Origin of the sequence: Mesorhizobium sp. M1182, from assembly GCF_040318335.1 — a bacterium.
Taxonomy (GTDB): domain Bacteria; phylum Pseudomonadota; class Alphaproteobacteria; order Rhizobiales; family Rhizobiaceae; genus Mesorhizobium.
In genome coordinates this window covers 171219-194686 of record NZ_JAMYMD010000006.1, presented here as the reverse complement: position 1 = coordinate 194686, position 23468 = coordinate 171219, and the positions used below count along the sequence as shown (strand labels likewise).

19 protein-coding genes are annotated in these 23468 nt (G+C 63.8%); 12 read left to right on the top strand and 7 right to left on the bottom strand.

What is annotated here, in order from left to right; translation table 11 throughout:
• Positions 1–60: 60 nt before the first annotated feature.
• On the top strand, positions 61–1659 hold the full coding sequence (locus NKH33_RS10610) for a peptide chain release factor 3 (protein WP_502898805.1): 1599 nt from the start codon (positions 61–63) through the stop codon (positions 1657–1659).
• Positions 1660–1825: 166 nt separating this feature from the next.
• Here the strand turns inward: NKH33_RS10610 and NKH33_RS10605 are convergent, their stop codons facing one another.
• Positions 1826–2299, bottom strand: coding sequence for a VOC family protein (locus NKH33_RS10605; protein ID WP_352919320.1), 474 nt, complete (start codon positions 2297–2299; stop codon positions 1826–1828).
• 286 nt (positions 2300–2585) lie between these two features.
• Between NKH33_RS10605 and ilvD the strand changes: the two genes are divergently transcribed.
• The 3 genes from ilvD to NKH33_RS10590 all read left to right on the top strand — a co-directional run bounded on the left by ilvD (position 2586) and on the right by NKH33_RS10590 (position 7075).
• Complete coding sequence (ilvD, locus tag NKH33_RS10600; protein ID WP_352767211.1) at positions 2586–4430, top strand: dihydroxy-acid dehydratase; 1845 nt, start codon at positions 2586–2588, stop codon at positions 4428–4430.
• Positions 4431–4661: 231 nt separating this feature from the next.
• Positions 4662–5936, top strand: coding sequence for an amidohydrolase family protein (locus NKH33_RS10595; protein ID WP_352681394.1), 1275 nt, complete (start codon positions 4662–4664; stop codon positions 5934–5936).
• A 218-nt stretch (positions 5937–6154) separates the two neighbouring features.
• Positions 6155–7075, top strand: coding sequence for a DMT family transporter (locus NKH33_RS10590; RefSeq protein WP_352681397.1), 921 nt, complete (start codon positions 6155–6157; stop codon positions 7073–7075).
• On the opposite strand, the gene NKH33_RS10585 is transcribed toward NKH33_RS10590, so the two are convergent.
• Positions 7072–7974, bottom strand: coding sequence for a phosphotransferase (locus tag NKH33_RS10585; RefSeq protein WP_352919315.1), 903 nt, complete (start codon positions 7972–7974; stop codon positions 7072–7074). The two genes, NKH33_RS10590 and NKH33_RS10585, sit on opposite strands and share 4 nt — an antisense overlap.
• A 103-nt stretch (positions 7975–8077) precedes the next feature.
• Here NKH33_RS10585 and NKH33_RS10580 point away from each other — a divergent pair, with 103 nt between their 5' ends.
• Positions 8078–8710 carry a class I SAM-dependent DNA methyltransferase gene (locus NKH33_RS10580; protein ID WP_352919312.1) on the top strand — a complete coding sequence of 211 codons (633 nt, stop codon included), beginning with the start codon at positions 8078–8080 and terminating at the stop codon, positions 8708–8710.
• A gap of 18 nt (positions 8711–8728) precedes the next feature.
• Here the strand turns inward: NKH33_RS10580 and NKH33_RS10575 are convergent, their stop codons facing one another.
• Positions 8729–11182 (bottom strand): GcvT family protein, encoded by a 2454-nt coding sequence (locus tag NKH33_RS10575; protein ID WP_352919309.1) that lies wholly within the window; start codon positions 11180–11182, stop codon positions 8729–8731.
• Positions 11179–12063: a phosphotransferase family protein gene (locus tag NKH33_RS10570; RefSeq protein ID WP_023676353.1), complete on the bottom strand. Its 885-nt coding sequence runs from the start codon at positions 12061–12063 to the stop codon at positions 11179–11181. Before NKH33_RS10570 ends, NKH33_RS10575 begins: the two co-directional genes overlap by 4 nt.
• A 435-nt stretch (positions 12064–12498) precedes the next feature.
• Between NKH33_RS10570 and NKH33_RS10565 the strand changes: the two genes are divergently transcribed.
• From NKH33_RS10565 to NKH33_RS10535, 7 genes are all read left to right on the top strand, one after another.
• Complete coding sequence (locus NKH33_RS10565) at positions 12499–13275, top strand: DeoR/GlpR family DNA-binding transcription regulator (protein ID WP_352919306.1); 777 nt, start codon at positions 12499–12501, stop codon at positions 13273–13275.
• Between the two features lie 78 nt (positions 13276–13353).
• Positions 13354–14280, top strand: coding sequence for a LysR family transcriptional regulator (locus NKH33_RS10560; RefSeq protein WP_023676350.1), 927 nt, complete (start codon positions 13354–13356; stop codon positions 14278–14280).
• Between the two features lie 304 nt (positions 14281–14584).
• A complete protein-coding gene (locus tag NKH33_RS10555; protein ID WP_352540421.1) occupies positions 14585–15739 on the top strand; it encodes an ABC transporter substrate-binding protein in 1155 nt (384 codons plus the stop codon).
• A 190-nt stretch (positions 15740–15929) separates the two neighbouring features.
• Positions 15930–16925 (top strand): ABC transporter ATP-binding protein, encoded by a 996-nt coding sequence (locus NKH33_RS10550; protein WP_352769116.1) that lies wholly within the window; start codon positions 15930–15932, stop codon positions 16923–16925.
• Positions 16926–16939: 14 nt separating this feature from the next.
• The gene (locus NKH33_RS10545; RefSeq protein WP_352470182.1) at positions 16940–17890 is read left to right on the top strand and encodes an ABC transporter permease; all 951 of its coding nucleotides are present in this window, start codon (positions 16940–16942) and stop codon (positions 17888–17890) included.
• Positions 17880–18695, top strand: a complete 816-nt coding sequence (locus NKH33_RS10540; protein WP_352469946.1) for an ABC transporter permease — start codon at positions 17880–17882, stop codon at positions 18693–18695. The genes NKH33_RS10545 and NKH33_RS10540 overlap by 11 nt, the downstream gene beginning before the upstream one ends.
• Before the next feature lie 25 nt (positions 18696–18720).
• Complete coding sequence (locus NKH33_RS10535) at positions 18721–20148, top strand: gamma-aminobutyraldehyde dehydrogenase (RefSeq protein ID WP_352919301.1); 1428 nt, start codon at positions 18721–18723, stop codon at positions 20146–20148.
• Positions 20149–20165: 17 nt separating this feature from the next.
• Here NKH33_RS10535 and nhaA read toward each other — a convergent pair whose 3' ends face one another.
• From nhaA to NKH33_RS10520, 3 genes are all read right to left on the bottom strand, one after another.
• The gene (gene nhaA, locus NKH33_RS10530; protein WP_352506957.1) at positions 20166–21359 is read right to left on the bottom strand and encodes a Na+/H+ antiporter NhaA; all 1194 of its coding nucleotides are present in this window, start codon (positions 21357–21359) and stop codon (positions 20166–20168) included.
• Between the two features lie 91 nt (positions 21360–21450).
• Positions 21451–22014 carry an ActR/PrrA/RegA family redox response regulator transcription factor gene (locus NKH33_RS10525; RefSeq protein WP_023676342.1) on the bottom strand — a complete coding sequence of 188 codons (564 nt, stop codon included), beginning with the start codon at positions 22012–22014 and terminating at the stop codon, positions 21451–21453.
• A gap of 63 nt (positions 22015–22077) precedes the next feature.
• The gene (locus tag NKH33_RS10520) at positions 22078–23403 is read right to left on the bottom strand and encodes an ActS/PrrB/RegB family redox-sensitive histidine kinase (protein ID WP_352681411.1); all 1326 of its coding nucleotides are present in this window, start codon (positions 23401–23403) and stop codon (positions 22078–22080) included.
• Between the last annotated feature and the right edge of the window lie 65 nt (positions 23404–23468).

The following is a 23468-nucleotide window of genomic DNA, read 5'->3' as shown; positions in this document are numbered from 1 at the left end:
TGTTTCCGTTCGACAGGCCGGAAAAGCGCTGCTAGAAGCCCGCGCCACAGACAGGATTCCATGAAATTGGCTGAAGACATCGAACAAGCGGTATCGCGCCGCCGCACTTTCGCGATCATTGCCCACCCCGACGCCGGCAAGACGACGCTCACCGAAAAACTGCTTTTGTTCGGCGGCGCCATCCAGCTTGCCGGCGAGGTCAAGGCCAAGAAGGACCGCATCCAGACCCGCTCGGACTGGATGAAGATCGAACGCGAGCGCGGCATTTCGGTGGTCACCTCGGTGATGACCTTCGAATACGAGGACACCGTCTTCAACCTGCTCGACACGCCCGGCCACGAGGATTTCGCCGACGACACCTATCGCACGCTGTCGGCGGTCGACAGCGCGGTCATGGTGATCGACGCCGCCAAGGGCATCGAGCCGCGCACGCTGAAACTGTTCGAGGTCTGCCGGCTGCGCGACATCCCGATCATCACCTTCGTCAACAAAATGGACCGCGAAAGCCGAGACCCGTTCGACATCCTCGATGAAATCGAGCAGAAGCTGGCACTGGATACAGCGCCGATCACCTGGCCGATCGGCCGCGGCAAGACCTTTTCCGGGACCTACCATCTGGCGCTGAACGCGGTACGCAAGGGCGACGCCGAAAAGGAGCGCACGCCGGTCAATGGACCCGATTCCAACCGCGTCGCCGGCCTGTTGCCGGAGAACGAGCGCGAGGCCTTCATCGAGGAGCTGGAGCTGGCGCGCGCGGCCTGTCGCCCGCTCGACCTCGATGCCTTCCGCGAGGGCCATTTGACCCCGGTCTATTTCGGTTCGGCGCTGCGCAATTACGGCGTGCGCGACCTGATCGAGGCACTCGGCGCCTATGGGCCGCCGCCGCGCGCGCAGGAGGCCGACAGCCGCAAGGTCGAGGCGACCGAGGACAAGATGACCTCCTTCGTCTTCAAGATCCAGGCCAATATGGACCCCAACCATCGCGACCGCATCGCTTTCGTCCGCGTCTGCTCCGGCAAGCTCGAGCGCGGCATGAAGGCCAAGCTGGTGCGCACGGGAAAACCGATGAGCCTGTCGGCACCGCAATTCTTCTTCGCCCGCACCCGCGTCACGGCCGACGAGGCGTTCGCCGGCGATGTCGTCGGCATCCCCAACCACGGCACGCTGCGCATCGGCGACACGCTGACCGAAGGCGAGGAGATCCTGTTTCGCGGTGTGCCGAATTTCGCGCCTGAAATCCTGCGCCGCGTTCGCCTCGGCGATGCCATGAAAGCCAAGAAGCTCAAGGAAGCGCTGCACCAGATGGCCGAGGAAGGCGTCGTGCAATTGTTCTCGCCTGAGGACGGCTCGCCAGCCATCGTCGGCGTCGTCGGCGCCCTGCAGCTCGACGTCTTGAAGGAGCGGCTAAACTTCGAATACACACTGCCGGTCGATTTCGAGATGTCGCGCTTTTCCGTCTGCCGCTGGATATCGGCCGACGACAAGGCCGAACTCCAGCGCTTCATCGAGGCGCATCGCGGCGACATTGCGCGCGATCTCGACAACGATCCGGTGTTCCTCGCCCAGCACGCCTTCTCGCTCAACTACGAGGCCGAGCGCTGGAAGGCGATCCGCTTCACCGCGGTCAAGGATTATCAGGTCCGCGACAGGGCGGCTTGAGCTGTTGGTTTTCCCTTCTCCCCTTGTGGGAGAAGGTGTCGCCGAAGGCGACGGATGAGGGGTGTTCCAGGAAACACCAACGTCTCATTCCGTCCAGCACCCCTCAACCGTCTCGGCGCTGCGCGCCGATCCACCTTCTCCGGCACGAAGGAAAGATCGCGTTCGTTCACCCTTTCGCTGCCTCTTCGATCTTGGCGATGTCGATCTTGCTCATCTGCATCATCGCCTGCATCACGCGGCCGGCCTTTTCCCTGTCGGGGTCCAGCAGCAGCCTGGGCAGCTGCTCGGGAACGACCTGCCAGGAGAGGCCGAATCTGTCCTTCAGCCAGCTGCACTGGCTGGGCTGGCCACCGCCCGCGATGAGCCTGTCCCAGAAATAGTCGACCTCTTCCTGCGTCTTGCAGTCGATGGAGAGCGAGACTGCCTGGGTGAACTTGAATTGCGGGCCGCCGTTGAGCGCCTGGAACTGAACGCCGTCGAGCTCGAATGAGACCATCAGCACCTTGCCCTCATTATCGCCGCTGCCCTTGGGCCAGCGCATCACGCTCAGCACCTTCGAATTCTTGAAGATGGAGATGTAATGGTTCATGGCCTCCTCGGCCTGGTCGTCGAACCACAGGCAGGGGGTGATCTTTTGCATTCGCTTGCTCCTCGGGCTGGTTTTGGCTTGTTTCGCTCGCAAACGGCCGGCTGGCAATTGATGCCCGGTCCGCCGTCTGCTCAAGGACGCTCGAGCAAACCACGATCCGACAGCGCTTCTGACTTTTTTACGGCCTGGACCGGCTGCGTCTTTGGCTGGCCGCTCGTTCCGCACCCTGGCGCAGCGCAAAATTGTGGCCAGACCAGAGTGTGCCGTCTATAAGGCCTGCGGCTCAATTCCGGTTTTCCGCACCTTTGGGCGCGACGCAGACAGCAAGGACAGTTCAATGCCCGCCTACCGTTCCCGCACCACCACCCATGGCCGCAACATGGCCGGCGCCCGCGGCCTGTGGCGCGCTACCGGCATGAAGGATTCGGATTTCGGCAAGCCGATCATTGCCGTGGTCAATTCCTTCACCCAATTCGTGCCGGGCCATGTCCATTTGAAGGATCTCGGCCAGCTGGTTGCCCGCGAGATCGAAAAAGCCGGCGGCGTTGCCAAGGAGTTCAACACCATTGCCGTCGATGACGGCATCGCCATGGGCCATGACGGCATGCTCTATTCGCTGCCGTCGCGCGAATTGATCGCCGACTCGGTCGAATACATGGTCAACGCGCACTGCGCCGACGCGATGGTCTGCATCTCGAATTGCGACAAGATCACGCCCGGCATGCTGATGGCGTCGCTGCGCCTCAACATCCCGACCGTCTTCGTCTCCGGCGGGCCGATGGAGGCCGGCAAGGTGGTGCTCGCCGGCAAGACCCAAGCGCTTGACCTGGTCGACGCTATGGTCGCAGCCGCCGACGACAAGGTGTCCGACGAGGACGTCAGGATCATCGAGCGCTCGGCCTGTCCGACCTGTGGCTCCTGCTCCGGCATGTTCACCGCCAATTCGATGAACTGCTTGACCGAGGCGCTCGGCCTCTCGCTGCCCGGCAACGGCTCGACGTTGGCCACGCATGCCGACCGCAAGCGGCTGTTTGTTGAGGCCGGTCATCTGATCGTCGATCTCGCCCAGCGCTATTACGAGCAGGACGATGACACCGCGCTGCCGCGCAGCATCGCCTCGAAGGGCGCCTTCGAGAACGCCATGACGCTCGACATCGCCATGGGCGGCTCGACTAACACGGTCCTGCACATCCTCGCCGCAGCACATGAGGGCGAGGTCGACTTCACCATGGAGGACATCGACCGGCTGTCGCGGCGGGTGCCGGTGCTGTGCAAGGTGGCTCCGGCCAAGGCTGACGTCCACATGGAGGATGTCCATCGCGCCGGCGGCATCATGGCCATCCTCGGCCAGTTGGATAGCGCCGGGCTGATCAACCGCGACCTGCCGACGGTGCACGCCGCAAGCCTCGGCGAAGCGCTCGATCATTGGGATATTTCGCGCACCACCAGCCAGAATGTCCGCGATTTCTTCCTGGCGGCACCCGGCGGCGTGCCGACGCAAGTCGCGTTCAGCCAGGACCGCCGCTGGGACGATCTCGATCTCGACCGCGAGAAGGGCGTCATCCGCTCGGCCGAACATCCTTTCTCCAGGGATGGCGGCCTTGCCGTGCTGAAAGGCAATCTGGCACTCGATGGCTGCATCGTGAAGACGGCGGGCGTCGATGAATCGATCCTGAAATTCACCGGTCCGGCAAGAGTGTTCGAAAGTCAGGACGCCAGCGTCAAGGCGATCCTGTCGAACGAGATCAAGGCCGGCGATGTCGTCGTCATCCGCTATGAAGGGCCACGCGGCGGACCCGGCATGCAGGAAATGCTCTACCCGACCAGCTATTTGAAGTCGAAAGGCCTCGGCAAAGCCTGCGCACTGATCACCGACGGTCGTTTTTCCGGCGGCACCTCCGGCCTGTCGATCGGCCATGTCTCGCCGGAAGCCGCGGAAGGCGGTCTGATCGGGCTGGTCAGGGAAGGCGACACGATCGAGATCGATATCCCCAACCGCACCATCAGGCTTGCTGTCGACGACGCCGAACTCATCGCCCGTCGCGCCGCGATGGAGGCCAGGGGAACGGCTGCCTGGAAGCCCGAAGAAAAGCGCAAGCGCAAGGTGACGACGGCCTTGCGCGCCTATGCGGCGATGGCGACAAGTGCCGCCAAGGGGGCGGTGCGGTACGTGCCGGAATAGAGGCTTTTCCTTCTCCCTTTGTGGGAGAAGGTGGATTGGCGCGCAGCGCCAAGACGGTTGAGGGGTGCTGGACGGAGTGCCGCCGGCGCCAAGCTGGAACACCCCTCATCTGGCCGCTTCGCGGCCACCTTCTTCCACAAGGGAAGAAGGGAAGGGCCGCGCCTGAAGGTTCCGCCTTGCGGCAGCACGCTGCATGGAAAGAAACGGCTTTTTTGAACGAGGTGGCGCTAGATGGATTTTGACCTTGTGGTGCGCGGCGGGATGCTGCCCGACGGCAGGATCGCGGATATCGGCATCGTCGGCGAAACGATCGCAGCGATAGAGCCCGAGCTGAACGTCAGCGCCGGCACGGCGATCGATGCCCATGGCAATCTGGTCTCGCCGCCCTTCGTCGATCCGCATTTCCATATGGACGCCACGCTTTCGCTCGGCATTCCGCGCATCAATGTCTCGGGCACGCTGCTCGAAGGCATCTCGCTTTGGGGCGAGTTGAAGCCGCTTCTGACCCACGAAGCGGTGCGCGACCGTGCGCTCGCCTATTGCGACTGGGCGGTGTCGATGGGCCTGCTCGCCATCCGCACCCATGTCGATGTTTGCGACGACCGCCTGCTGGCGGTCGAGGCGCTGCTCGACGTGAAGAAGACGGTTGGCCCCTATATCGACCTGCAGCTGGTCGCCTTCCCGCAGGACGGGTTTTACCGCTCGCCGACGGCGCGCGACAACACCATCCGGGCGCTCGACATAGGCGTCGATGTCGTCGGCGGCATTCCGCATTTCGAGCGCACAATGGCCGACGGCACGCGCTCCGTCACCGAGCTCTGCGAAATCGCGGCGAAGCGCGGCCTGATGGTCGACTTGCATTGCGACGAGACCGACGATCCGCTGTCGCGCCACATCGAGCAGCTTGCCTATGAGACGCAGCGGCTCGGGTTGCAGGGCAGAGTGGCCGGCTCGCACCTGACATCGATGCATTCGATGGATAATTACTACGTTTCGAAGCTATTGCCGCTGATTGCCGAGGCCGGCGTTTCGGCGATCCCCAATCCGCTGATCAACATCATGCTGCAGGGCCGCCACGACACCTTTCCCAAGCGCCGCGGACTGACGCGGGTCAAGGAGATGCTGGCGCAAGGCATCCGCGTCGGCTGGGGCCAGGATTGCGTGCTCGACCCCTGGTATTCGCTGGGCACCGCAGACATGCTCGACGTCGCCTTCATGGGCCTGCATGTCGCGCAGATGTCGAGCCCGGCCGAGATGGCGCGCTGCTTCGATATGGTCACCAACGTCAATGCCGCCATCATGGGCCTCGACCACCTTGGCCTGGCGGTCGGCAAGCGCGCCAGCCTGGTCGTTCTCGATGCCGGCAACCCAGTCGAGGCCCTGCGGCTGCGCCCAGAGCGCCTCTGCGTCATCGCCAGGGGCAAGGTGGTGGCCGAGCGCAGCCGGCAGGACACGCGGCTTTCGATCGCCGGAAGGCCGGGCACGGTGAACCGGCGCCACGCTTAAAGCGCGTCGCGTTTGAACGGACCCACGCGACGCGCTTTAAGGTCTTGTTTTTAAGCGTGTCGTTATCGCAAAACCGCTGCACACTTTTGCGCGACATGCATTAGTCCAGCCGATTTCCGGCGCTGGTCTTACCGAATTCTCGATTTTCGCCTCGTCATGGCCGCAGCTTGCGCCTACGACGCGGGTCACCGTACCCCACGGCGAGAACCGGTAACGGAATGGCGCAGCCCGCAGCCCAGTACTCAACGATCATGAACGTGCTGCTGGCCGGCATCCTGCTGATGCTCGCCGGCGACTTCCTGTTTGCGCTGAACGACGCGATGGGCAAGTGGCTGGTCGCCAGTTTTTCCGTCGGCCAGGTCGTGCTGATCCGCTCGATCGGCGCGTTTTTCATACTCGGGCCGATGATTGCACATCAGGGTGCTGCCAAGCTGTTTCGCATGGAGCGGCCGGAGCTGCAGCTGCTTCGCGTGGTGATGACGACGCTCGACACGGCGCTGTTCTACGCGGCGGTCGTCTATCTGCCGCTCGCCGATGTGATGAGTTTTTACATGGCCGGGCCGATCTATGTCGCGGCGCTGTCGCACTTCCTGCTCGGCGAAAGGGTCGGCTGGCGCCGCTGGGCGGCTATCCTGGTCGGTTTCTGCGGCGTGCTGATCATGCTGAAGCCATCCTCGGCCGCGTTCTCCCTGTCGTCGATGTTCGCGCTCGCCGGCAGCATTTCATTTGCCTTCGCCATCATCCTCAACCGGCGGCTGCGCGGCACCAGCGACACTTCGCTGGTCACCTGGCAAACCATCGGCACGCTGCTGGTCGGCGCTGCGTTGACCATAGGCAGTTGGAAGACGCCGTCATCGCTCGATTTCGGCGCCATGCTGCTTCTCGGCGTCGTCTCCTGCGGCGCGCACCTGATGATCACCCGGGCGTTGAAGCTGGCGCCGGCCTCGACCTTGGCGCCGCTGCATTACAGCCTGCTGTTGTGGGCAGTGGTCTTCGGCCTGGCCTTCTTCGGCGATGTGCCTGGGCAGCGCATCCTGATCGGCTCGGCCATCGTCGTGCTGGCCGGCCTGTTCATCTTCCACCGCCAGAAGGTGGTCGACACGGTACCGCCCGAAAACGTGCCAAAGGGCGTGAATTAACCCCGGCGCGCTGCCGCGAGATGCCGCGAAAATTCCGGCATCTCCATCAGTGCCTTGCAGCGCGCAAACCGGCCGTCGGCATAGGCGCGAAAGTCGTCGGCCGGATTTTTGTTGGCAAGCTGGATCAAGCCCCAGAGCGTCCACAACAGGTCGCACATCGCCTTGTAGATGACGATGCGGGCGCGCTCCGCCGGTCTCGGCTCGCCGCCGAAATAGGCGCGCATCATTTCTTCGTCCTGGGCCTCGTCGAATTGCCCTTCGACCGAGAGGTCGCCGAGATCCCAGAGCGGATCGTTCATGCCGGAATATTCCCAGTCGACGATCCACATCCTGTCGCCCGTATCGAGAAAGTTTTCGCAGAGCGGGTCGCAGTGGCAGGCGACGATCGGCAGAGGTTGAGCCGCAAGTGCTGAGCGCACTGCCTCCGCCTCGCGGACCACATCGTGGTAGCCGCCAGGCAGGGCGACGTCCTTGGTTGACAGCACTTTCAAATAGTCGTCGATCATCGCAAACAGCTCGAAGCGGGAGGGGAACACCGCGCCGGATGTGTGCAGTTTGCGAAAGGCCTTGCCGGCGCGTGCCGGGCTGCCCGGCCGAGTCTTGAACTTTCCCGGTGACATCGTCTCGGCACCGGCAACGAAGCGGGTCACCAACACGCCGGTCTCGGCATCGACATGCAGCACATGGGGACTGACGCCGGCCTTCGCCGCTTCCCGCGCCGCCACTGCCTCGTTGGCGCGGTTGATGTATTCCTCGGTACCCTTGCCGGGGATACGCAGGCAGAAATCCTTACCGCTGAAGACGAGGTTGGTGAGACCGCCGAGCCGTTCCAGAGGGCCGTCATAGCCGGCCAGCATCGGAATGGCCGCAAGTGCGGCGCGCGCCCGGTCGTCCGCCATGGATTTCGCTCCTTTCCCCGTATTATTGGGACGACGACGGTTCCACAGTTTTCGCCGTTTGGCTATGATCGCGTTGCGGATCGATACCAGGCGACGGAAAGCGATGACGGACAGCAAACAGCAGAGCGCGCTCGCCGCAGCCTATGCGGCGAAGCGGCCGGAAGACGTCGCGGCTCTTTACGACAGGTGGGCAGGCACCTATGACGCCGACATGTCGGCGGCTGGCTATCGCCATCCGACCATCTGCCTTGCCTTGCTGGCCCGCCATCTGGCGCGCGGCGCCGCTCCTCTGCTCGATGCCGGCGCCGGCACCGGGCTCATCGGCGAATGGCTTGCCATTACCGGTTATCCGCAGGTCGAGGCGCTCGACATCTCGGAAGGCATGCTGGCGCAAGCCGCGCGCAAGGGCGTCTATTCAGCGCTGCACTGCCTGGCGCTTGGCGGACCGCTGCCCTTCGTGGACGACGCCTATGCCGGGATCATCTCAGCCGGCGTCTTCACGTCCGGCCATGTCGGGGCCGAGGGTCTGGACGAGTTGATCCGCATCTGCCGGCCGGGCGGGGTGATTGTGCTGACAGTGAAGAACACGCTGTGGGATGCCGGGTTTGCCGCGCGGATCGCCGAGCTCGAGGCGCAAGGCACCGTCACGCGCGCCGAAGAGACGCCGCCCTATGTTTCGATGCCAGGCGAGGCCGATACCGTGCCGAGCCGGGGGCTGGTGCTCATCGTGAACTGAGGCTGAAACCGGAAGGCTCTATGCCTTCACCTTTGCTCCTGCCGGATCGTAAAGCGGCTCGAGGTGTATCTTAGCCGGCGTCCGTTCCATTGCCACCACCAGCTCGTAGTTGCCGGAGGTAAGGAAATCATCGTTGACGCCATCGGCATTGCGCACATAGCCGTAGCCGATGTTCTTGCCGATGGTGTAGCCATAGCCGCCGCTGGTGAGATAACCGACCGCCTCGCCGTTGCGCAGGATGGTCTCGCGCCCGAGCAGCACGACGTCTGGATCATCGACGGTGAAGCCGGCAAAGCGTTTGCTGAGCGTCGAGCCATCGAGCTTTTCAAGCGCCCGCCGGCCGAGGAAATCGGTGTTCTTCCTGAGCTTCACCGCCCAGCCGAGGCCGGCCTCCTGCGGCGTGTCGTTGGGTGTAATGTCGGCGCCCCAGGCGCGGTAGCCCTTTTCCAGCCGCAGCGATTCCAGCGCCCGATAGCCGACCGGGCGAATGTCGTGGACAGCGCCCGCCGTCATCAGCGCGTCGAAAACCTCGCCGGTCGCCGCGATCGGCGCATGCAGTTCCCAGCCGAGTTCGCCGACATAGGTGACGCGCAGTGCCCGGACGGCGTGACCGGCAATGGCGATCTCGCGAACATGGCCGAATGGAAAGGCGGCATTCGAGACGTCGGCATCGGTCACCGCTGACAGCACGTCACGGGCGCGCGGCCCCATCAGCGACAATGTGCCGAAATCCTCCGTGACGTCGGTCAGCGTCACGTCGAACTCCCTGCCGGTATGATCGGCAATCCAGGAGAAATCATGCGTGCGGAAACCGGTGCCGGTGACGATGTAGAATTTTTCCTCACCGAGCCTCGCCACGGTCAAATCGGCCTCGATGCCGCCGCGCGTGTTGAGAAGCTGCGTGTAGGTCAGCCGGCCGACCGGCTTGGCGACGTCGTTGGCGCAGATCCAGTCCAGCGCCTTCAGCGCGTCGGCTCCGGTCATTTCGTATTTGGCGAAAGACGACTGGTCGAAAATACCGATCTTTTCGCGCACGTGGCGGTGCTCGTCGCCAACCGCCGGGAACCAGTTCTGCCGGCCCATCGAATAGACGTCCTTCGGCTCGATGCCTTCCGGCGCGAACCAGTTCGGCCGCTCCCAGCCAAGTTTCGAGCCGAACACGGCGCGATGTTTTTGCAGCCGCTCGTACAAAGGCGAGACGATGCGCGGCCGGCCGCTGACATATTCCTCATACGGGAAGCCGATCGTGTAGTGCTTGCCATAGGCTTCCAGCGTGCGGTCGCGGACCCATTGCCGGTCGCGGTGGAGATCGGAGAAGCGGCGGATGTCGACCACCCACAGATCGAGCGGCGCCTCGCCGTCGACGACCCATTGCGCCAGCACCCAGCCGGCGCCGCCGCCGGACGCGATGCCAAAGGCGTTGAAGCCGGCGCCGACGAACATATTGGCGCATTCCGGCGCCACACCGAGGATGAAATTGCCATCCGGCGTAAAGCTCTCCGGCCCGTTGATCATCTGCCTGACGCTGGCATTGGCGAGCGCCGGGACACGCTCGATCGCCTGGCTCATATGCTGCTCGAAATGATCGTAATCATCGTCGAACAGCCGGAACTCCCAATCGTCCGGCACATCGCCGCCCGGCAGACCGGTCGTCCACGCCTGCGGGTTCGGCTCGTAGCCGCCCATCACCAACCCGCCGACCTCCTCCTTGAAATAGGTGCGGCGATCGGGGTCGCGAATTGTCGGCGCGTCGGTCGGCAGGCCATCAATCTTTTCGGTGATGATGTACTGGTGCTTCACCGGCTGCAGCGGCACGTTTATGCCGGCGAGCGCACCCACCTGCCGCGCCCATTGCCCGGCGCAGTTCACCACCTTGTCGCAAGCAATATCGCCCTTGCTGGTCTTCACCGCGGTGATGCGGCCGTCTCTCATTTCGAAGCCGGTGACCCGCACCTCCTCGAACAATTTTGCGCCTTGCATGCGCGCACCCTTGGCCAGCGACTGGGTGATGTCGGAAGGGCTTGCCTGACCGTCGGTCGGCAGCCAGGACGCGCCGACGAGGTCGCCGGTTTCCAGCAGCGGCCACATTTCCTTGACCTCGGCCGGCGACAGCAGATGCATGTCCATGCCGAAGCTCTTAGCCGTCGTTGCCAGCCGCTTATACTCGATCCAGCGGTCGCCATTGGTGGCGAGGCGCAGGCAGCCAGTCATCTTCCAACCGGTGGCGAGGCCGGTTTCGGCTTCCAGCCCCTTGTAGAGATCGACCGAATATTTGAGCACGCGCGTGATCGACGCCGACGAGCGTAGCTGGCCGACCAGCCCGGCAGCATGCCAGGTCGAACCCGAGGTCAGTTTGCCCTGTTCGAGCAGCACGATTTCGGCCTTGTGGTCGCGCGCCAGATGATATGCCGTCGAACAGCCGATGATGCCACCGCCGATGACGACGATCCCGGCCTGGGCGGGCAAGGTCATGTCCGCGTCCCGTATTTTGTCCTGTAGTTTTCCAGGGCGGCTTCGAGCCGCGCCAGGTTTTCGTCGGCGTAGGCGGCGTAGTCGACACCGGGCGCGTCGAGGTAAAGCTCGGAAACCATGCCCCACATCGCCTCACGCAGCAGCGACGCGCATTGCATGGCGGCGTGCGAGCGCCGTATCGCCGGGTCCGGCTCCTTCATGAAATAGGCGGTCAGGAAGGCGAAGGACTCCTCGTCGCTCATGCCTGCATTCGACGCCGCGCCGGCAAGGTCGAACATCGCGGTGTTGAAGCCTGCATATTCGAAATCGATGAGCCACAGCCTGTGACCGTCGTCGATTATGTTAGCCGGCAAGAGGTCATTATGGCCGAAGACGATCGGCAGCAGCTTTTGCGCGCGCTCGAGCTCGTCCGCCAGCGTCAGCAGGCGCGGCAGTTCGCCCAGCTTGCGGCTGCGGCCTTCCTCCAGCGTGCGCGCATAGTCGCGAATGACATGGAATACCCAGAACATGAAGCCGGCGCCGGAGACATGACCGGGCATCTCCCGGTGGAAACCGCGCAGCAACGCGGCAACGCGGCCGAGATCGGCGCGCACGTCCTGCGCGACATAGGCCTTGGCGCCGAGATACTCCGTCACCATGACGCCGGGTCCAGTGTAATGGACGGCCGGAGCGAAGCCTGCCGCGTGCGCTGCCCGCGCCGTCATCATCTCGCGCTCGCGAAAGACATGGTGGAACGGATAGTCCTGGCCGAGCCGCACGACGTGCCGCCCGGCCGCGTCCTTGACCAGATAATTGGCATTGCTCAGCCCGCCCGGCAGCGGCGCGATGTCGATGCTGCCGGTCCAGCAAGGCAGCGCACGGATGCGGTCTTCGACAGTCACGATCTCGTCCAACATTGGGTCAATTTTCCACGCATGTCACGGCTGGCCAGCGATGACAATCGGACGGAGGAATGGAGGCAACGCGAAGATCTCGTCGGTGCAGATCTCGGGATCGGTATCCCGCACCGCACCGACGAGCCCCTTTGTGCCGGGTTCTTCGACGCCGGCATCCGCCCCCGCGGATCCTGAATTTCGGTACCCTTGCACCCGACGATCTCCCGGGCGTTCGGGCAAGCGATTTTTCGTGCGGCTCAGCCGTCGTCCTCCGTTCCGAGCCTGTCACAGCGATAATGTCGCGCCACACTGGAGGCGTTGTCAACGCGAAATTGTGGTATTTTCTGGTTTTTTGCCCGAATTTTGCTAAATTCCTTGGAGTTAGTGGCATTTATGCCGTAGAAGCGGTCAGCGGTGCAACAATTCGACCGGATGGAACCGATGGTCCACTCGAAGCGGCATGGCGAAATCCTGCGCCTCCTCAAGGAGGAAGGCACCGTGACCATTGCGAGCCTGGCCGACCGGCTGGGCGTCTCGCTGGAGACAGTACGCCGCGACGTCAAGCCACTGACCAGCGACGGTTCCATCCTCAAGATGCACGGCGCCGTCGGCCTGCCGTCGATTGCCGGCGAAGCGCCGTTCGAGCGGCGCATGCGCGAGAACGCCGATGCCAAGCGGGCAATAGCGCGCATGGTCGCCGCCACCATCCGCGACGGCGAATCGATCATGCTCGACACCGGCACCACTACCTCTTTCCTGGCCCGGGAACTGCTCGGCCACCGGCGGCTGACGGTCGTCACCAACTCCTCCGACATCGCCCGCACACTGGCCACCGTCAACGGCAATAAGGTCTACATGGCCGGCGGCGAGCTGCGCAGCGATTCCGGTGCTGCCTTCGGCGTCTCGGCCATCGAATTCGTCAGCCGCTTTTCCGTCAGCCATGCAGTGATATCGACCGGTGCGGTCGATGCCGTTACCGGCGTCATGGACTATGATCTGGAAGAGGCCGAATTCGCCCGCATGGTTCTGTCGCGCGGCCAGCGTTCGCTTGTCGTCACCGACCATAGCAAATTCGGCCGCCAGGGCCTTGTTCAGGTCTGCGGCTTCGGCGGCTTTTCCGAACTCGCGACCGACCGTCCGCCGCCGCACGACATCGGCGCCGCCCTCGCCCAGGCCGGCGCACGGCTCAGCATTGCCGATGGCGGAAGCGAGGGCTGAGCTCTATCGTGAGCTCTGTCGGGAGATCTGCTCCAGCACCCACTTCCCAGCGCCGCGTCTGCCGTGTTTAGTCCGGCCATGGCTTTCACCATCCGCCAATTGCAGTTCTTCATCGCCGTCGCCGAGCAGGGCACGGTGTCGGGCGCCGCCCAGAACCTGTCGATCTCGCAATCGTCGGTCACCGAGGCGATCAAGGAGCTGGAGCACGATCTCGGCGTCGAGCTGTTCGAGCGCCACCCGCGCGGCTTGAACATCACCCACAAAGGCCACCAGTTCCTGCGCCATGCGAGAAAGATCCTGGCCGACGTTTCCGATGCGCGCCGCGCCTTCTTCGGCGAACAGGCCGCGGCAAGCGGGCGGCTGCAACTTGGCGTCACCTCGCTGGTCGCCGGCTATGTGCTTTCCGATCTTCTTGCCCGCTACCGCCGCGCCTATCCGGGTGTCGAGGTCTCGGCGATCGAGGACAATGGCGACTATCTCGAGCACCTGTTAATTGGCGGCAAGCTCGACATTGCCGTCATGGTCACCTCGAACCTGCGCGACCGCACGGCACTGCAGTCCGAAATCCTCGAAGTCTCGGCCTACCGGCTGTGGCTGCCGCTCGGCCACCCCTTGGCCGGTGCCGACATCATCGGCATCGGCGACATCGCCTCGGAACCGCTGATCATGCTGACCGTCGACGAGATCGAGGAGAATACCGGAAAGCTGCTGACGGCAATCGGCGCCAAGCCGCATGTCGCCTTCCGCACCCGCTCGGTCGAAGCGGTGCGCAGCCTCGTCGCTACCGGCGCCGGCGTGGCGCTGCTGCCCGACCTCGTCTACCGGCCATGGTCGCTGGAAGGCGACCGCATCGAATCGCGCGATATTTCGGGGTCGTTGCCGGTCGTCCAGGTCGGCATGGTCTGGCGGCGCGGCTCCGGTCTGCCGCAGGCGGCGCGCGACTTCATCGGACTTGCCCAGTCGCAGCGCATGGTGCGCCAACGGCCCGAGAAGATTGGCCGCTGACGTATCGGAAAAATCGATATCGGCTTTCTGATAAATGAATTTGCGAAACCGGAAATTTCGCAGCACTTTTCGGTCAGGGAACAAAGCTGCCGTTAGAGCGACGTGCGTCCAATTGGACGCACATAGTACGCTCTAAGACTTTTAGTTTTCGCATCGGGCTTTCCGAAAATCGATTCCGATTTTCGGGTCGATGCGAGGAGCACGGCCCTTCAGAGCCGCGCATCCAACGTTTTTGAACGGGCGCATGATCTTCTTCCGAAACCCGAAACCGGTTTCGAGGTCATGCAAAAATGGGAGATCGACGATGAATTCATTGCTGAAATCATGCACTGCCTTGACGGTCGCGCTGAGCTTCTCCGGCCAGGCCATCGCCCAGGTCAAGGAGCTCGGCAAAGGCGAAGGCGAGGTCAATATCGTCGCCTGGCCGGGCTATATCGAGCGCGGCGAAACCGACAAGGCCTATGATTGGGTCACTTCGTTCGAGAAGGAAACCGGCTGCAAGGTCAACGTCAAGACCGCCAACACCTCCGATGAGATGGTCTCGCTGATGAACGAGGGCGGCTTCGATCTCGTCACCGCCTCGGGCGACGCTTCGCTGCGCCTTGTCGCCGGCAAGCGCGTCCAGCCGATCAACACCGACCTCATACCGAGCTGGAAGACGGTCGACAACCGGCTGAAGGATGCGCCCTGGTTCACCGTCGGCGGAGTCCATTACGGCGTCCCCTATCAGTGGGGGCCGAACGTGCTGATGTACAACACCGAAGTGTTCAAGGAGGCGCCGAAGAGCTGGAACGTGGTCTTCGAGGAAATGAAGCTTCCCGACGGCAAGTCGAACAAGGGCCGCGTCCAGGCCTATGACGGGCCGATCCACATCGCCGACGCCGCCAATTACCTGATGGCTCACAAGCCGGAGCTCGGCATCAAGGATCCGTACGAACTGACCGAGGATCAGTACAAGGCGGCGCTCGACCTGCTGCGGGTCCAGCGTACGCTGGTCGGACGCTATTGGCACGACGCCGCCATCCAGGTCGACGATTTCCAGAACGAAGGCGTCGTCGCCTCCGGTTCCTGGCCCTATCAGGTCAACACGCTGATCGCGGCCAAGAAGCCGGTCGCCTCGACTATCCCCGAGGAGGGCGTCACCGGCTGGGCCGATACCACGATGATGGAGGCCGATGCTGCCCACCCGAACTGCGCCTACATGTGGATGGAGCATTCGCTGTCGCCAAAAGTGCAGGGCGACGTCTCCGCCTGGTTCGGCTCGCTGCCGGTGGTGCCCGCCGCCTGCAAGGGCAACGAACTGCTCGGCGAGGAAGGCTGCAAGACCAACGGTTACGACAATTTCGACAAGATCAAGTTCTGGAAGACGCCGGTCTCGAAATGCGCCACCCAGAACGACCAGTGCGTGCCCTATTACCGCTGGGTGTCGGACTATATCGGCGTCATCGGCGGGCGGTGAGTTCGCCTCACCTACGAAGCTCGGCGCTGCCCCTCACCCTTACCCTCTCCCGGTGAAGAAACGGGGGGTCGCCAGCGTTGGAGCGCCTCCCTTCTCCGCGTCCACTATACGAGGAGAAGGTGCCGGCAGGCGGATGAGAGGCAGCGCTACCGCCTGAAATTTGATGAGCCTGACAGATCAGGACAGCCCCATGACCTCCGCCGTTTCCTTCCAAAACGTCTCTCGCCATTTCGGCAGCGTGCGTGCCGTCGACGCGGTCGATCTCGACATCGTGCCGGGCGAGTTCTTCGCCATGCTCGGGCCTTCCGGCTCGGGCAAGACGACGTGCCTGCGCCTCATCGCCGGTTTCGAGCAGCCGACGGCGGGTTCGATCTCGATCTTCGGCGAACGCGCCGAGGGCGTGCCGCCCTATCGCCGCAACGTCAACACCGTGTTCCAGGATTATGCGCTGTTCCCGCATTTCAACGTGCTCGACAACGTCGCCTATGGGCTGATGGTCAAGGGCGTCGGCAGACCGGAGCGGCAAAAGGCGGCGGAAGAAGCGCTGGCGCTGGTGCGGCTTCCCGGCTACGGCGCCCGTCGCCCTGGCCAGCTTTCCGGCGGCCAGCGCCAGCGCGTCGCGCTCGCCCGTGCGCTGGTCAACCAGCCCAAGGTGCTGTTGCTCGACGAGCCGCTCGGCGCCCTCGACCTCAAGCTTCGCGAAAACATGCAGGAGGAGTTGAAATCGCTGCAGAAGGCGCTCGGCATCACCTTCGTGTTCGTCACCCACGACCAGGGCGAAGCGCTGTCGATGGCCGACCGCGTGGCCGTCTTCAATGACGGCAAGATCATGCAGATCGGCACGCCGGAAGACATCTACCAGCGCCCCAAGACCCGCTTCGTCGCCGATTTCGTCGGCTCGTCCAACGTGCTGCCGCCGGATTTCGTCCAGCGCTATGCCGGCCAGTATCGCTGGGGCAGCCTGCGGCCCGAATCCATCCGTATTGGCCGGGCCAACGGCGAAGGGGTTGCCGCCCGCCTGGTCTCGACCAACTATCTCGGCGCCACGACAAGACTGGCGCTCGATGCAGAGGGCTTGCGACTGCATGCCATCGTGCCGGCGGGTGCTGTGCTGCCGGGGGAAGGCGAGGCGGTGGTGCTCACCTTCAAGCGCGAGCATTTGCATTTGATGGACGAGCTCGGATGAGCCTCGACACCGTCATGCCGCGCGCCACGCCGCCCGCCATCCTGCCGCGAAGCGGCGGCCTGCGTGGCGCGGTGTCGGATACTTTTTGGCGACAGCCGAAGCTGCTGTTGCTCCTCATGCTGCTGCCGCCGGTTTTGTGGCTCGGCATCGTCTATATCGGCTCGCTCTTCGCATTGCTTTTGCAGAGCTTCTTTTCGATCGACGAGTTCTCCGGCCTGATCAACCGGCAATTCACGCTGAAGACCTATGGCGACCTGCTGCAGGCCGCCAATCTCGACATTATCCTGCGCACGGTGACAATGGCGGCGCTGGTGACGCTGGCGGCGGCGGTCATCGCCTTTCCCATCGCCTATTATGCGGCGCGCTATGCGCGCGGCCGTTGGAAGGCGCTGTTTTATCTCGGCGTCATGCTGCCGCTGTGGTCGAGCTACCTGGTCAAGATCTATGCCTGGAAGCTGATTCTCGCCAAGGAAGGCATCCTGACCTGGCTGCTGGCCAAATTGCATCTTCTCTGGCTGCTTGATGCCTGGCTGTCGCTGCCGGTCGTCGGCGGCAACTCGCTGTCGGTCTCCTCAACCGGTACCTTCATCGTCTTCGTCTATGTCTGGCTGCCGTTCATGATCCTGCCGGTGCAGGCCGCACTCGAGCGCGTGCCGGGCAATTTGGTCGAGGCTTCGTCCGATCTCGGCGCCTCGCCCGGGCAGACCTTCGGCAACGTGCTGTTCCCGCTGGCGCTGCCCGGCATCGTCGCCGGCTCGATCTTCACCTTCTCGCTGACGCTCGGCGACTACATCATCCCACAGATCATCGGCACCTCGCGGCTGTTCATCGGCCAGGCCGTCTATTCGCAGCAAGGCACCGCCGGCAATATCCCGCTCGCCGCCGCCTTCACCGTGGTGCCCATCGTCATCATGGGCTTCTATCTCTGGGGCGCCAAGCGCATGGGGGCTTTCGATGCGCTCTGACCGTGGCCCATCCGCGCCGATCGGCCTGAAGCTCGCTGCCACCGGCGGCCTGCTTTTCCTGCATTTGCCGATCCTGCTGATCTTCGTCTATGCCTTCACCACCGAGGAGAAGAGCTTCGTCTGGCCGCCGCCGGGCCTGACCACGCAATGGTTCGCCGTCACCTGGAACCGCCCCGACGTCTGGCAGGCGCTGTCATTGTCTGTGCGGGTCGCGGCGATCTCGACTACCATCGCGCTGGTCCTGGGCACGCTGTGCGCCGCTGCCGTGTCCCGCACAAAATTCTTCGGCCGCGAAACCATCTCGCTGCTGGTCATCCTGCCGATCGCGCTGCCCGGCATCATCACCGGCATCGCGCTGCGTTCGGCCTTCGCGCTGGCCGAAATCCCGTTCTCGTTCTGGACGATCGTGCTCGGCCACGCCACTTTCTGCGTGGTCGTCGTCTACAACAATGCGGTCGCCCGTTTCCGCCGCACGTCCGGCTCGATGATCGAGGCGTCGATGGATCTCGGCGCCGATGGTTTCCAGACCTTTCGGCATGTCGTGCTGCCCAACATCGCAACCGCGCTGCTGGCCGGCGGCATGCTTGCCTTTGCGCTGTCCTTCGACGAGGTCATCGTCACCACCTTCACCGCCGGCCAGCAGCAGACGGTGCCGATCTGGATGCTCGAAGAATTGATCCGTCCGCGCCAGCGTCCGGTCACCAATGTCGTGGCGATGGTGGTAGTGCTGGTGACGCTGCTCCCCATCCTCGCTGCCTATTACCTGACCCGCGACGGCGACCAGATCGCCGGTTCGGGCAAATGATCTCGTTCACAAGGGAGAGACTTCCATGGACACACAGATGCTGATCGGCTCGAAATTCGAAAAAGGCACCGAGACCGAGGAGCCGATCCTCAACCCGAAGACCGGGGCGACCATCCTCAATCTGCCTGAGGCCAGCCCAGCGCAGATCGAGGCGGCCGTGCTTGCTGCCGAAAAAGCCTTCGTCACCTGGTCCCGCACAACACCGGCGCAGCGCGCCGGCTATCTCCTGAAGATCGCCGATCGCATCGAGGCTGCTGCACAGGATTTCGCGGCGCTCGAGGCGCTGAACTGTGGCAAGCCGATCAATGCCGTGCTCAATGACGAGATCCCGGCGATCGTCGACTGCTACCGCTTCTTTGCCGGCGCGGTCCGCTCGATGCCCGGCCAGGTCGCCGGCGAATACATTCCCGGCCACACCTCGATGGTCCGCCGAGACGCCATCGGCGTTGTCGCGTCGATCGCGCCGTGGAACTATCCGCTGATGATGATGGCCTGGAAGCTGGCGCCGGCGATTGCCGGCGGCAACACCGTCGTCTTCAAGCCGTCGGAACAGACGCCGCTGACCGCGCTGAAGCTGGCGAAAATCCTTGCCGAGATCCTGCCGGAAGGCGTCGTCAACGTCGTGCTCGGTCGCGGCGACAGCGTCGGCAACACGCTGATCAACCACCCGAAAGTCAACATGATCTCGATCACCGGCGACGTCGCCACCGGCAAGAAGGTGCTGCAGGCTGCCGCCAAATCGGTCAAGCGCACGCATCTCGAACTCGGCGGCAAGGCGCCGGTCATCGTCTTCGACGACGCCGATCTCGGCGCGGTGGTCAACGGTCTGCGCGCCTTCGGCTATTACAATGCCGGCCAGGACTGCACCGCGGCCTGCCGCATCTACGCCGGCAAGAAGATTTACGACAAGCTCGTCGCAGACCTCTCCACTGCGGTCTCGACCATCAAGTATGATCGCCCCGACGATACCGAGAACGAGATCGGCCCGCTGATCTCGCGTCGCCAGCGTGACCGCGTCTCGAGCTTCGTCGAGCGCGCCTCTGAGCTCAAGCACATCGAGATCACCACGGGCGGCAAGCCGGGCGAGGGCTCCGGCTTCTTCTACCAGCCGACCGTCGTCGCCGGCGCGCTGCAGGAGGACGAGATCGTGCGCCGCGAAGTGTTCGGTCCGGTGGTCTCGGTCACCCGCTTTTCCGAAGTTGACGAAGCGGTGAGCTGGGCCAATGATTCTGACTACGGCCTGGCGTCGTCGGTGTGGACCAAGGACGTTTCGCGGGCCATGGCGACAGCGGCCCGGCTGCAATATGGCTGCACCTGGATCAATACCCATTTCATGCTGACCAACGAGATGCCGCATGGCGGGTTGAAACAATCCGGCTACGGCAAGGACATGTCGCTCTACGCGCTGGAGGACTATACCGCCGTCCGCCACGTCATGGTCGCTCACGGGTAGCGCCCGCGAGGAGACGCCTATTCTTCCGCCTCCTCCGCCTCGCCTGCGGCCGGCGCCACCAGCAGCACAGCGGCGCCTAGGAGCGCGGCGATGAAGGAGCCGGCGAGGATGCCGACCTTGACCGCGTCCTGCAGGGCGGCGTCGCTGGCGAAGGCGAGCAGGCCGATGAACAGGCTCATGGTGAAACCGATGCCACAGAGCAGCGAAATGCCGACCATGTGCAGCCAGCCGGCATTGACCGGCAGATCGGCGAAGCCAAGCCGGATGGCAAGCGCGGAAGACCCGAACACGCCGACCAGCTTGCCCAAGACGAGGCCGGCGGCGACGCCGAGCGTCAGCGGCTCGGCCAGGGCGGCAGCGCTGAGACCGGCGAGCGAGACGCCGGCGTTGGCAAAGCCGAAAGTCGGGATGACGAAAAAGGCGACGACTTTGTGCAGGCCGTGTTCGAGCCGGTGCAGCGGCGAATGGTCGAGATCATGGCCGCTGCCCGGCGATATCTTCAGCGGTATGGTGAGGGCCAGCGCGACGCCGGCGAGCGTCGCATGGACGCCCGATTTGAGCACCAAAACCCACAGAACGATGCCGAGCAAGATGTACGGCAGCAGCGTCAGCACCCGCATGCGGTTGAGCACCACCAGCAGCGCGATCACGGCGAAGGCGGCGCCGAGATAGGCGAGCGAGAGGCCGCTGGTATAGAACACCGCGATGATGAGCACCGCGCCGAGATCGTCGATGATGGCAAGCGCCGTGAGGAATATCTTCAGCGAACCCGGGACGCGGCTGCCGAGCAGCGACAGCACGCCGAGCGCAAAGGCGATATCGGTGGCGGTTGGGATCGCCCAGCCGGACAGAGCGGCTGGATTGTTGCGGTTGATGGCGACGTAGACCAGTGCCGGCGCTGCCATGCCGCCGGCGGCGGCGATGCCGGGCAGCACGCGGCGCGGCCAGGTCGACAGCTGGCCGTCAAGCATTTCGCGCTTGATCTCGAGACCGACCAGCAGGAAGAACACCGCCATCAGGCCGTCATTGATCCAGTGCGAGACGCTGAGCGGTCCGAGATAGGCATGGAGGGCGGAGAAATAAGCCTCGCCCAGCGGCGAATTGGCGACGATCAGGGCCAAGGCCGCCGCAGCCATCAGGATGAGGCCGCCGGCCGCCTCGCTGTCGAGGAATTCGCGCAGCATGGAGACCAGCCGCTTTTCGTCCTGCATGTCGCCTCCGTCGTATCAGCGGCAAGGTCCGACACCGCCGAGCGATGATGCGCAAACAGCGCTGGCCGGGCAAGCCTGTAATGAGAGCCCTTTAGCGCGGCGCGCGCTTGGCGAGGATGCGTTGCAGCGTGCGGCGATGCATGTTCAGGCGGCGTGCGGTTTCCGAGACGTTGCGGTCGCACATTTCGTAGACGCGCTGGATGTGTTCCCAGCGCACGCGATCGGCCGACATTGGATTTTCTGGCGGCGCTGCGCGTTCGCCCGCGGTGCGGGTCAGGGCGGCAAAAATATCGTCGGCATCGGCCGGCTTCGACAGATAGTCGATGGCGCCGAGCTTTACCGCTGTCACCGCGGTGGCGATGTTGCCGTAGCCGGTGAGGATGATGGCGCGGGCATCGTCGCGCTTCTCGCGAATCGCGGCGACGACGTCGAGGCCGTTGCCGTCGGCCAGCCGCATGTCGACCACCGCATAGGCCGGCGGATTGGCGCGCGCCTTGGCAACCGCCTCCTCGACGCTCTCCGCCGTCTCGACCACGAAACCCCTGGTTTCCATGGCGCGGGCAAGCCGCGTCAGGAACGGCTTGTCGTCGTCCACGATCAGCAGCGAGGTATCCTCGCCTTCGACCATTGCGCCAATCGTTTCGTCAGTACTCATCGTGCTGAAAATCCTGCTGCCTGATTTTGACGCAAATATAGTTTCGCAACGCTATTGTCCAATTTAGGCCGTGTCGAACATGGTGGCCGAAGCCTGCTCGGGATTGAGGAAGACGCTGCGCGGCCACGATATCTGCACGATAGCGCCCTCGCCGGGCTCGCTTGAATTGCGGAAATCGAGCGTCGCGCCGGAGCGTTCGAGCAAGGTCTTGGCGATGAATAGGCCGAGGCCGAGGCCGCCGCCGGCTTCGGTGCCTTGTCGCGTCGACATATAGGGTTCTCCGATACGGTCGATGATCTCCGGTGGAAAGCCCGGCCCGTCGTCGATGATCGAGAAGCTGACGGCGGCCTCATTCCAGTTCCAGCGCACTGTCACGCTGTTGCGGGCGAAGTCGACCGCGTTCTCGACCAGATTGCCGAGGCCGTAAATGACGCCGGGATTGCGCCGGCCCACCGGTTCCGGGCCGATGCGCTCGCCCGGCCGAAGCTTGATCGAAATGCCGAAATCGCGGTGCGGCGCCGTCACCTCCTCGACCAGCGAGGTCAGCGGCAGGCGCGAGAGGTGCACCTCGCTCTCGGAGGACAGGCTGGTCAGGCGCTTCAGGATTTCGCGGCAGCGCTCGCTCTGCGAACGCAGCAGCTTCACGTCCTCGCCGTATTTCGGATCTTCGCCAAGCGCCTTCTCCATCTCCTTGGCGACAAGCGTGATGGTGGCGAGCGGCGTGCCGAGTTCGTGCGCGGCGGCCGCGGCGAGGCCGTCGAGGGCCGAGAGATGCTGTTCTCGCTGCAGCACCAATTCCGTGGCGGCAAGCGCGTTGGCAAGCAGCCGCGCCTCCTCGGCCACCCGGAAGGCATAGATCGCGGTAAAGGCGATGGAGCAGAACACGGCCATCCACATGCCGGCGACATAGATGAACGGCATCGCCAATGGCGCCCCCTCATGCCAGGGCAGCGGCAGGTGGTAAAAGACCAGCAGCGTCGCCGCCACGATCACCAGCGCGCCGAGCATGGCGGTCAGCCGCAGCGGCAGCGACGTCGCCGAGACGACGACGGGCACCGTCATCAGCAGCGAAAACGGATTCGTAAGGCCGCCGGTCATGTAGAGCAGGCCGGCAAGCTGCAGGCTGTCGAAGGTCAGGATGGCGAAGGCCGAGAACGGGGTAAGCCGATGCGCCGCCGGATAGCGGAAAGTCAGCAAAAGGTTCATCCAGGCCGAACAGGCGATCAGCGCAAAACACATGCCGACCGGTAGCGGAAATTTCAGCCCGTAAGCGACCACAAGCACGGTCAGGCTCTGGCCGACGATGGCAAGCCAGCGCAACCTGATCAGCGTGTTGAGGCGCAGCCGCTGGCTTTGCTGGAAGTCGGGTGCGTGCAGGATGTTTATCATGGCCAGTGATTATAGAGGGGAAACAGCCGGAGGTCTTTTCCGAAAACCGTCGAAGCTGGGCCTCG

Coding starts and splice junctions, on each gene's coding strand:
- NKH33_RS10610 (WP_502898805.1), top strand. CDS start 61: ATGAAATTGGCTGAAGACATCGAACAAGCGGTATCGCGCCGCCGCACT.
- NKH33_RS10605 (WP_352919320.1), bottom strand. CDS start 2,299: ATGCAAAAGATCACCCCCTGCCTGTGGTTCGACGACCAGGCCGAGGAG.
- ilvD (WP_352767211.1), top strand. CDS start 2,586: ATGCCCGCCTACCGTTCCCGCACCACCACCCATGGCCGCAACATGGCC.
- NKH33_RS10595 (WP_352681394.1), top strand. CDS start 4,662: ATGGATTTTGACCTTGTGGTGCGCGGCGGGATGCTGCCCGACGGCAGG.
- NKH33_RS10590 (WP_352681397.1), top strand. CDS start 6,155: ATGGCGCAGCCCGCAGCCCAGTACTCAACGATCATGAACGTGCTGCTG.
- NKH33_RS10585 (WP_352919315.1), bottom strand. CDS start 7,974: ATGGCGGACGACCGGGCGCGCGCCGCACTTGCGGCCATTCCGATGCTG.
- NKH33_RS10580 (WP_352919312.1), top strand. CDS start 8,078: ATGACGGACAGCAAACAGCAGAGCGCGCTCGCCGCAGCCTATGCGGCG.
- NKH33_RS10575 (WP_352919309.1), bottom strand. CDS start 11,182: ATGACCTTGCCCGCCCAGGCCGGGATCGTCGTCATCGGCGGTGGCATC.
- NKH33_RS10565 (WP_352919306.1), top strand. CDS start 12,499: ATGGTCCACTCGAAGCGGCATGGCGAAATCCTGCGCCTCCTCAAGGAG.
- NKH33_RS10560 (WP_023676350.1), top strand. CDS start 13,354: ATGGCTTTCACCATCCGCCAATTGCAGTTCTTCATCGCCGTCGCCGAG.
- NKH33_RS10555 (WP_352540421.1), top strand. CDS start 14,585: ATGAATTCATTGCTGAAATCATGCACTGCCTTGACGGTCGCGCTGAGC.
- NKH33_RS10550 (WP_352769116.1), top strand. CDS start 15,930: ATGACCTCCGCCGTTTCCTTCCAAAACGTCTCTCGCCATTTCGGCAGC.
- NKH33_RS10545 (WP_352470182.1), top strand. CDS start 16,940: ATGCCGCGCGCCACGCCGCCCGCCATCCTGCCGCGAAGCGGCGGCCTG.
- NKH33_RS10540 (WP_352469946.1), top strand. CDS start 17,880: ATGCGCTCTGACCGTGGCCCATCCGCGCCGATCGGCCTGAAGCTCGCT.
- NKH33_RS10535 (WP_352919301.1), top strand. CDS start 18,721: ATGGACACACAGATGCTGATCGGCTCGAAATTCGAAAAAGGCACCGAG.
- nhaA (WP_352506957.1), bottom strand. CDS start 21,359: ATGCAGGACGAAAAGCGGCTGGTCTCCATGCTGCGCGAATTCCTCGAC.
- NKH33_RS10525 (WP_023676342.1), bottom strand. CDS start 22,014: ATGAGTACTGACGAAACGATTGGCGCAATGGTCGAAGGCGAGGATACC.
- NKH33_RS10520 (WP_352681411.1), bottom strand. CDS start 23,403: ATGATAAACATCCTGCACGCACCCGACTTCCAGCAAAGCCAGCGGCTG.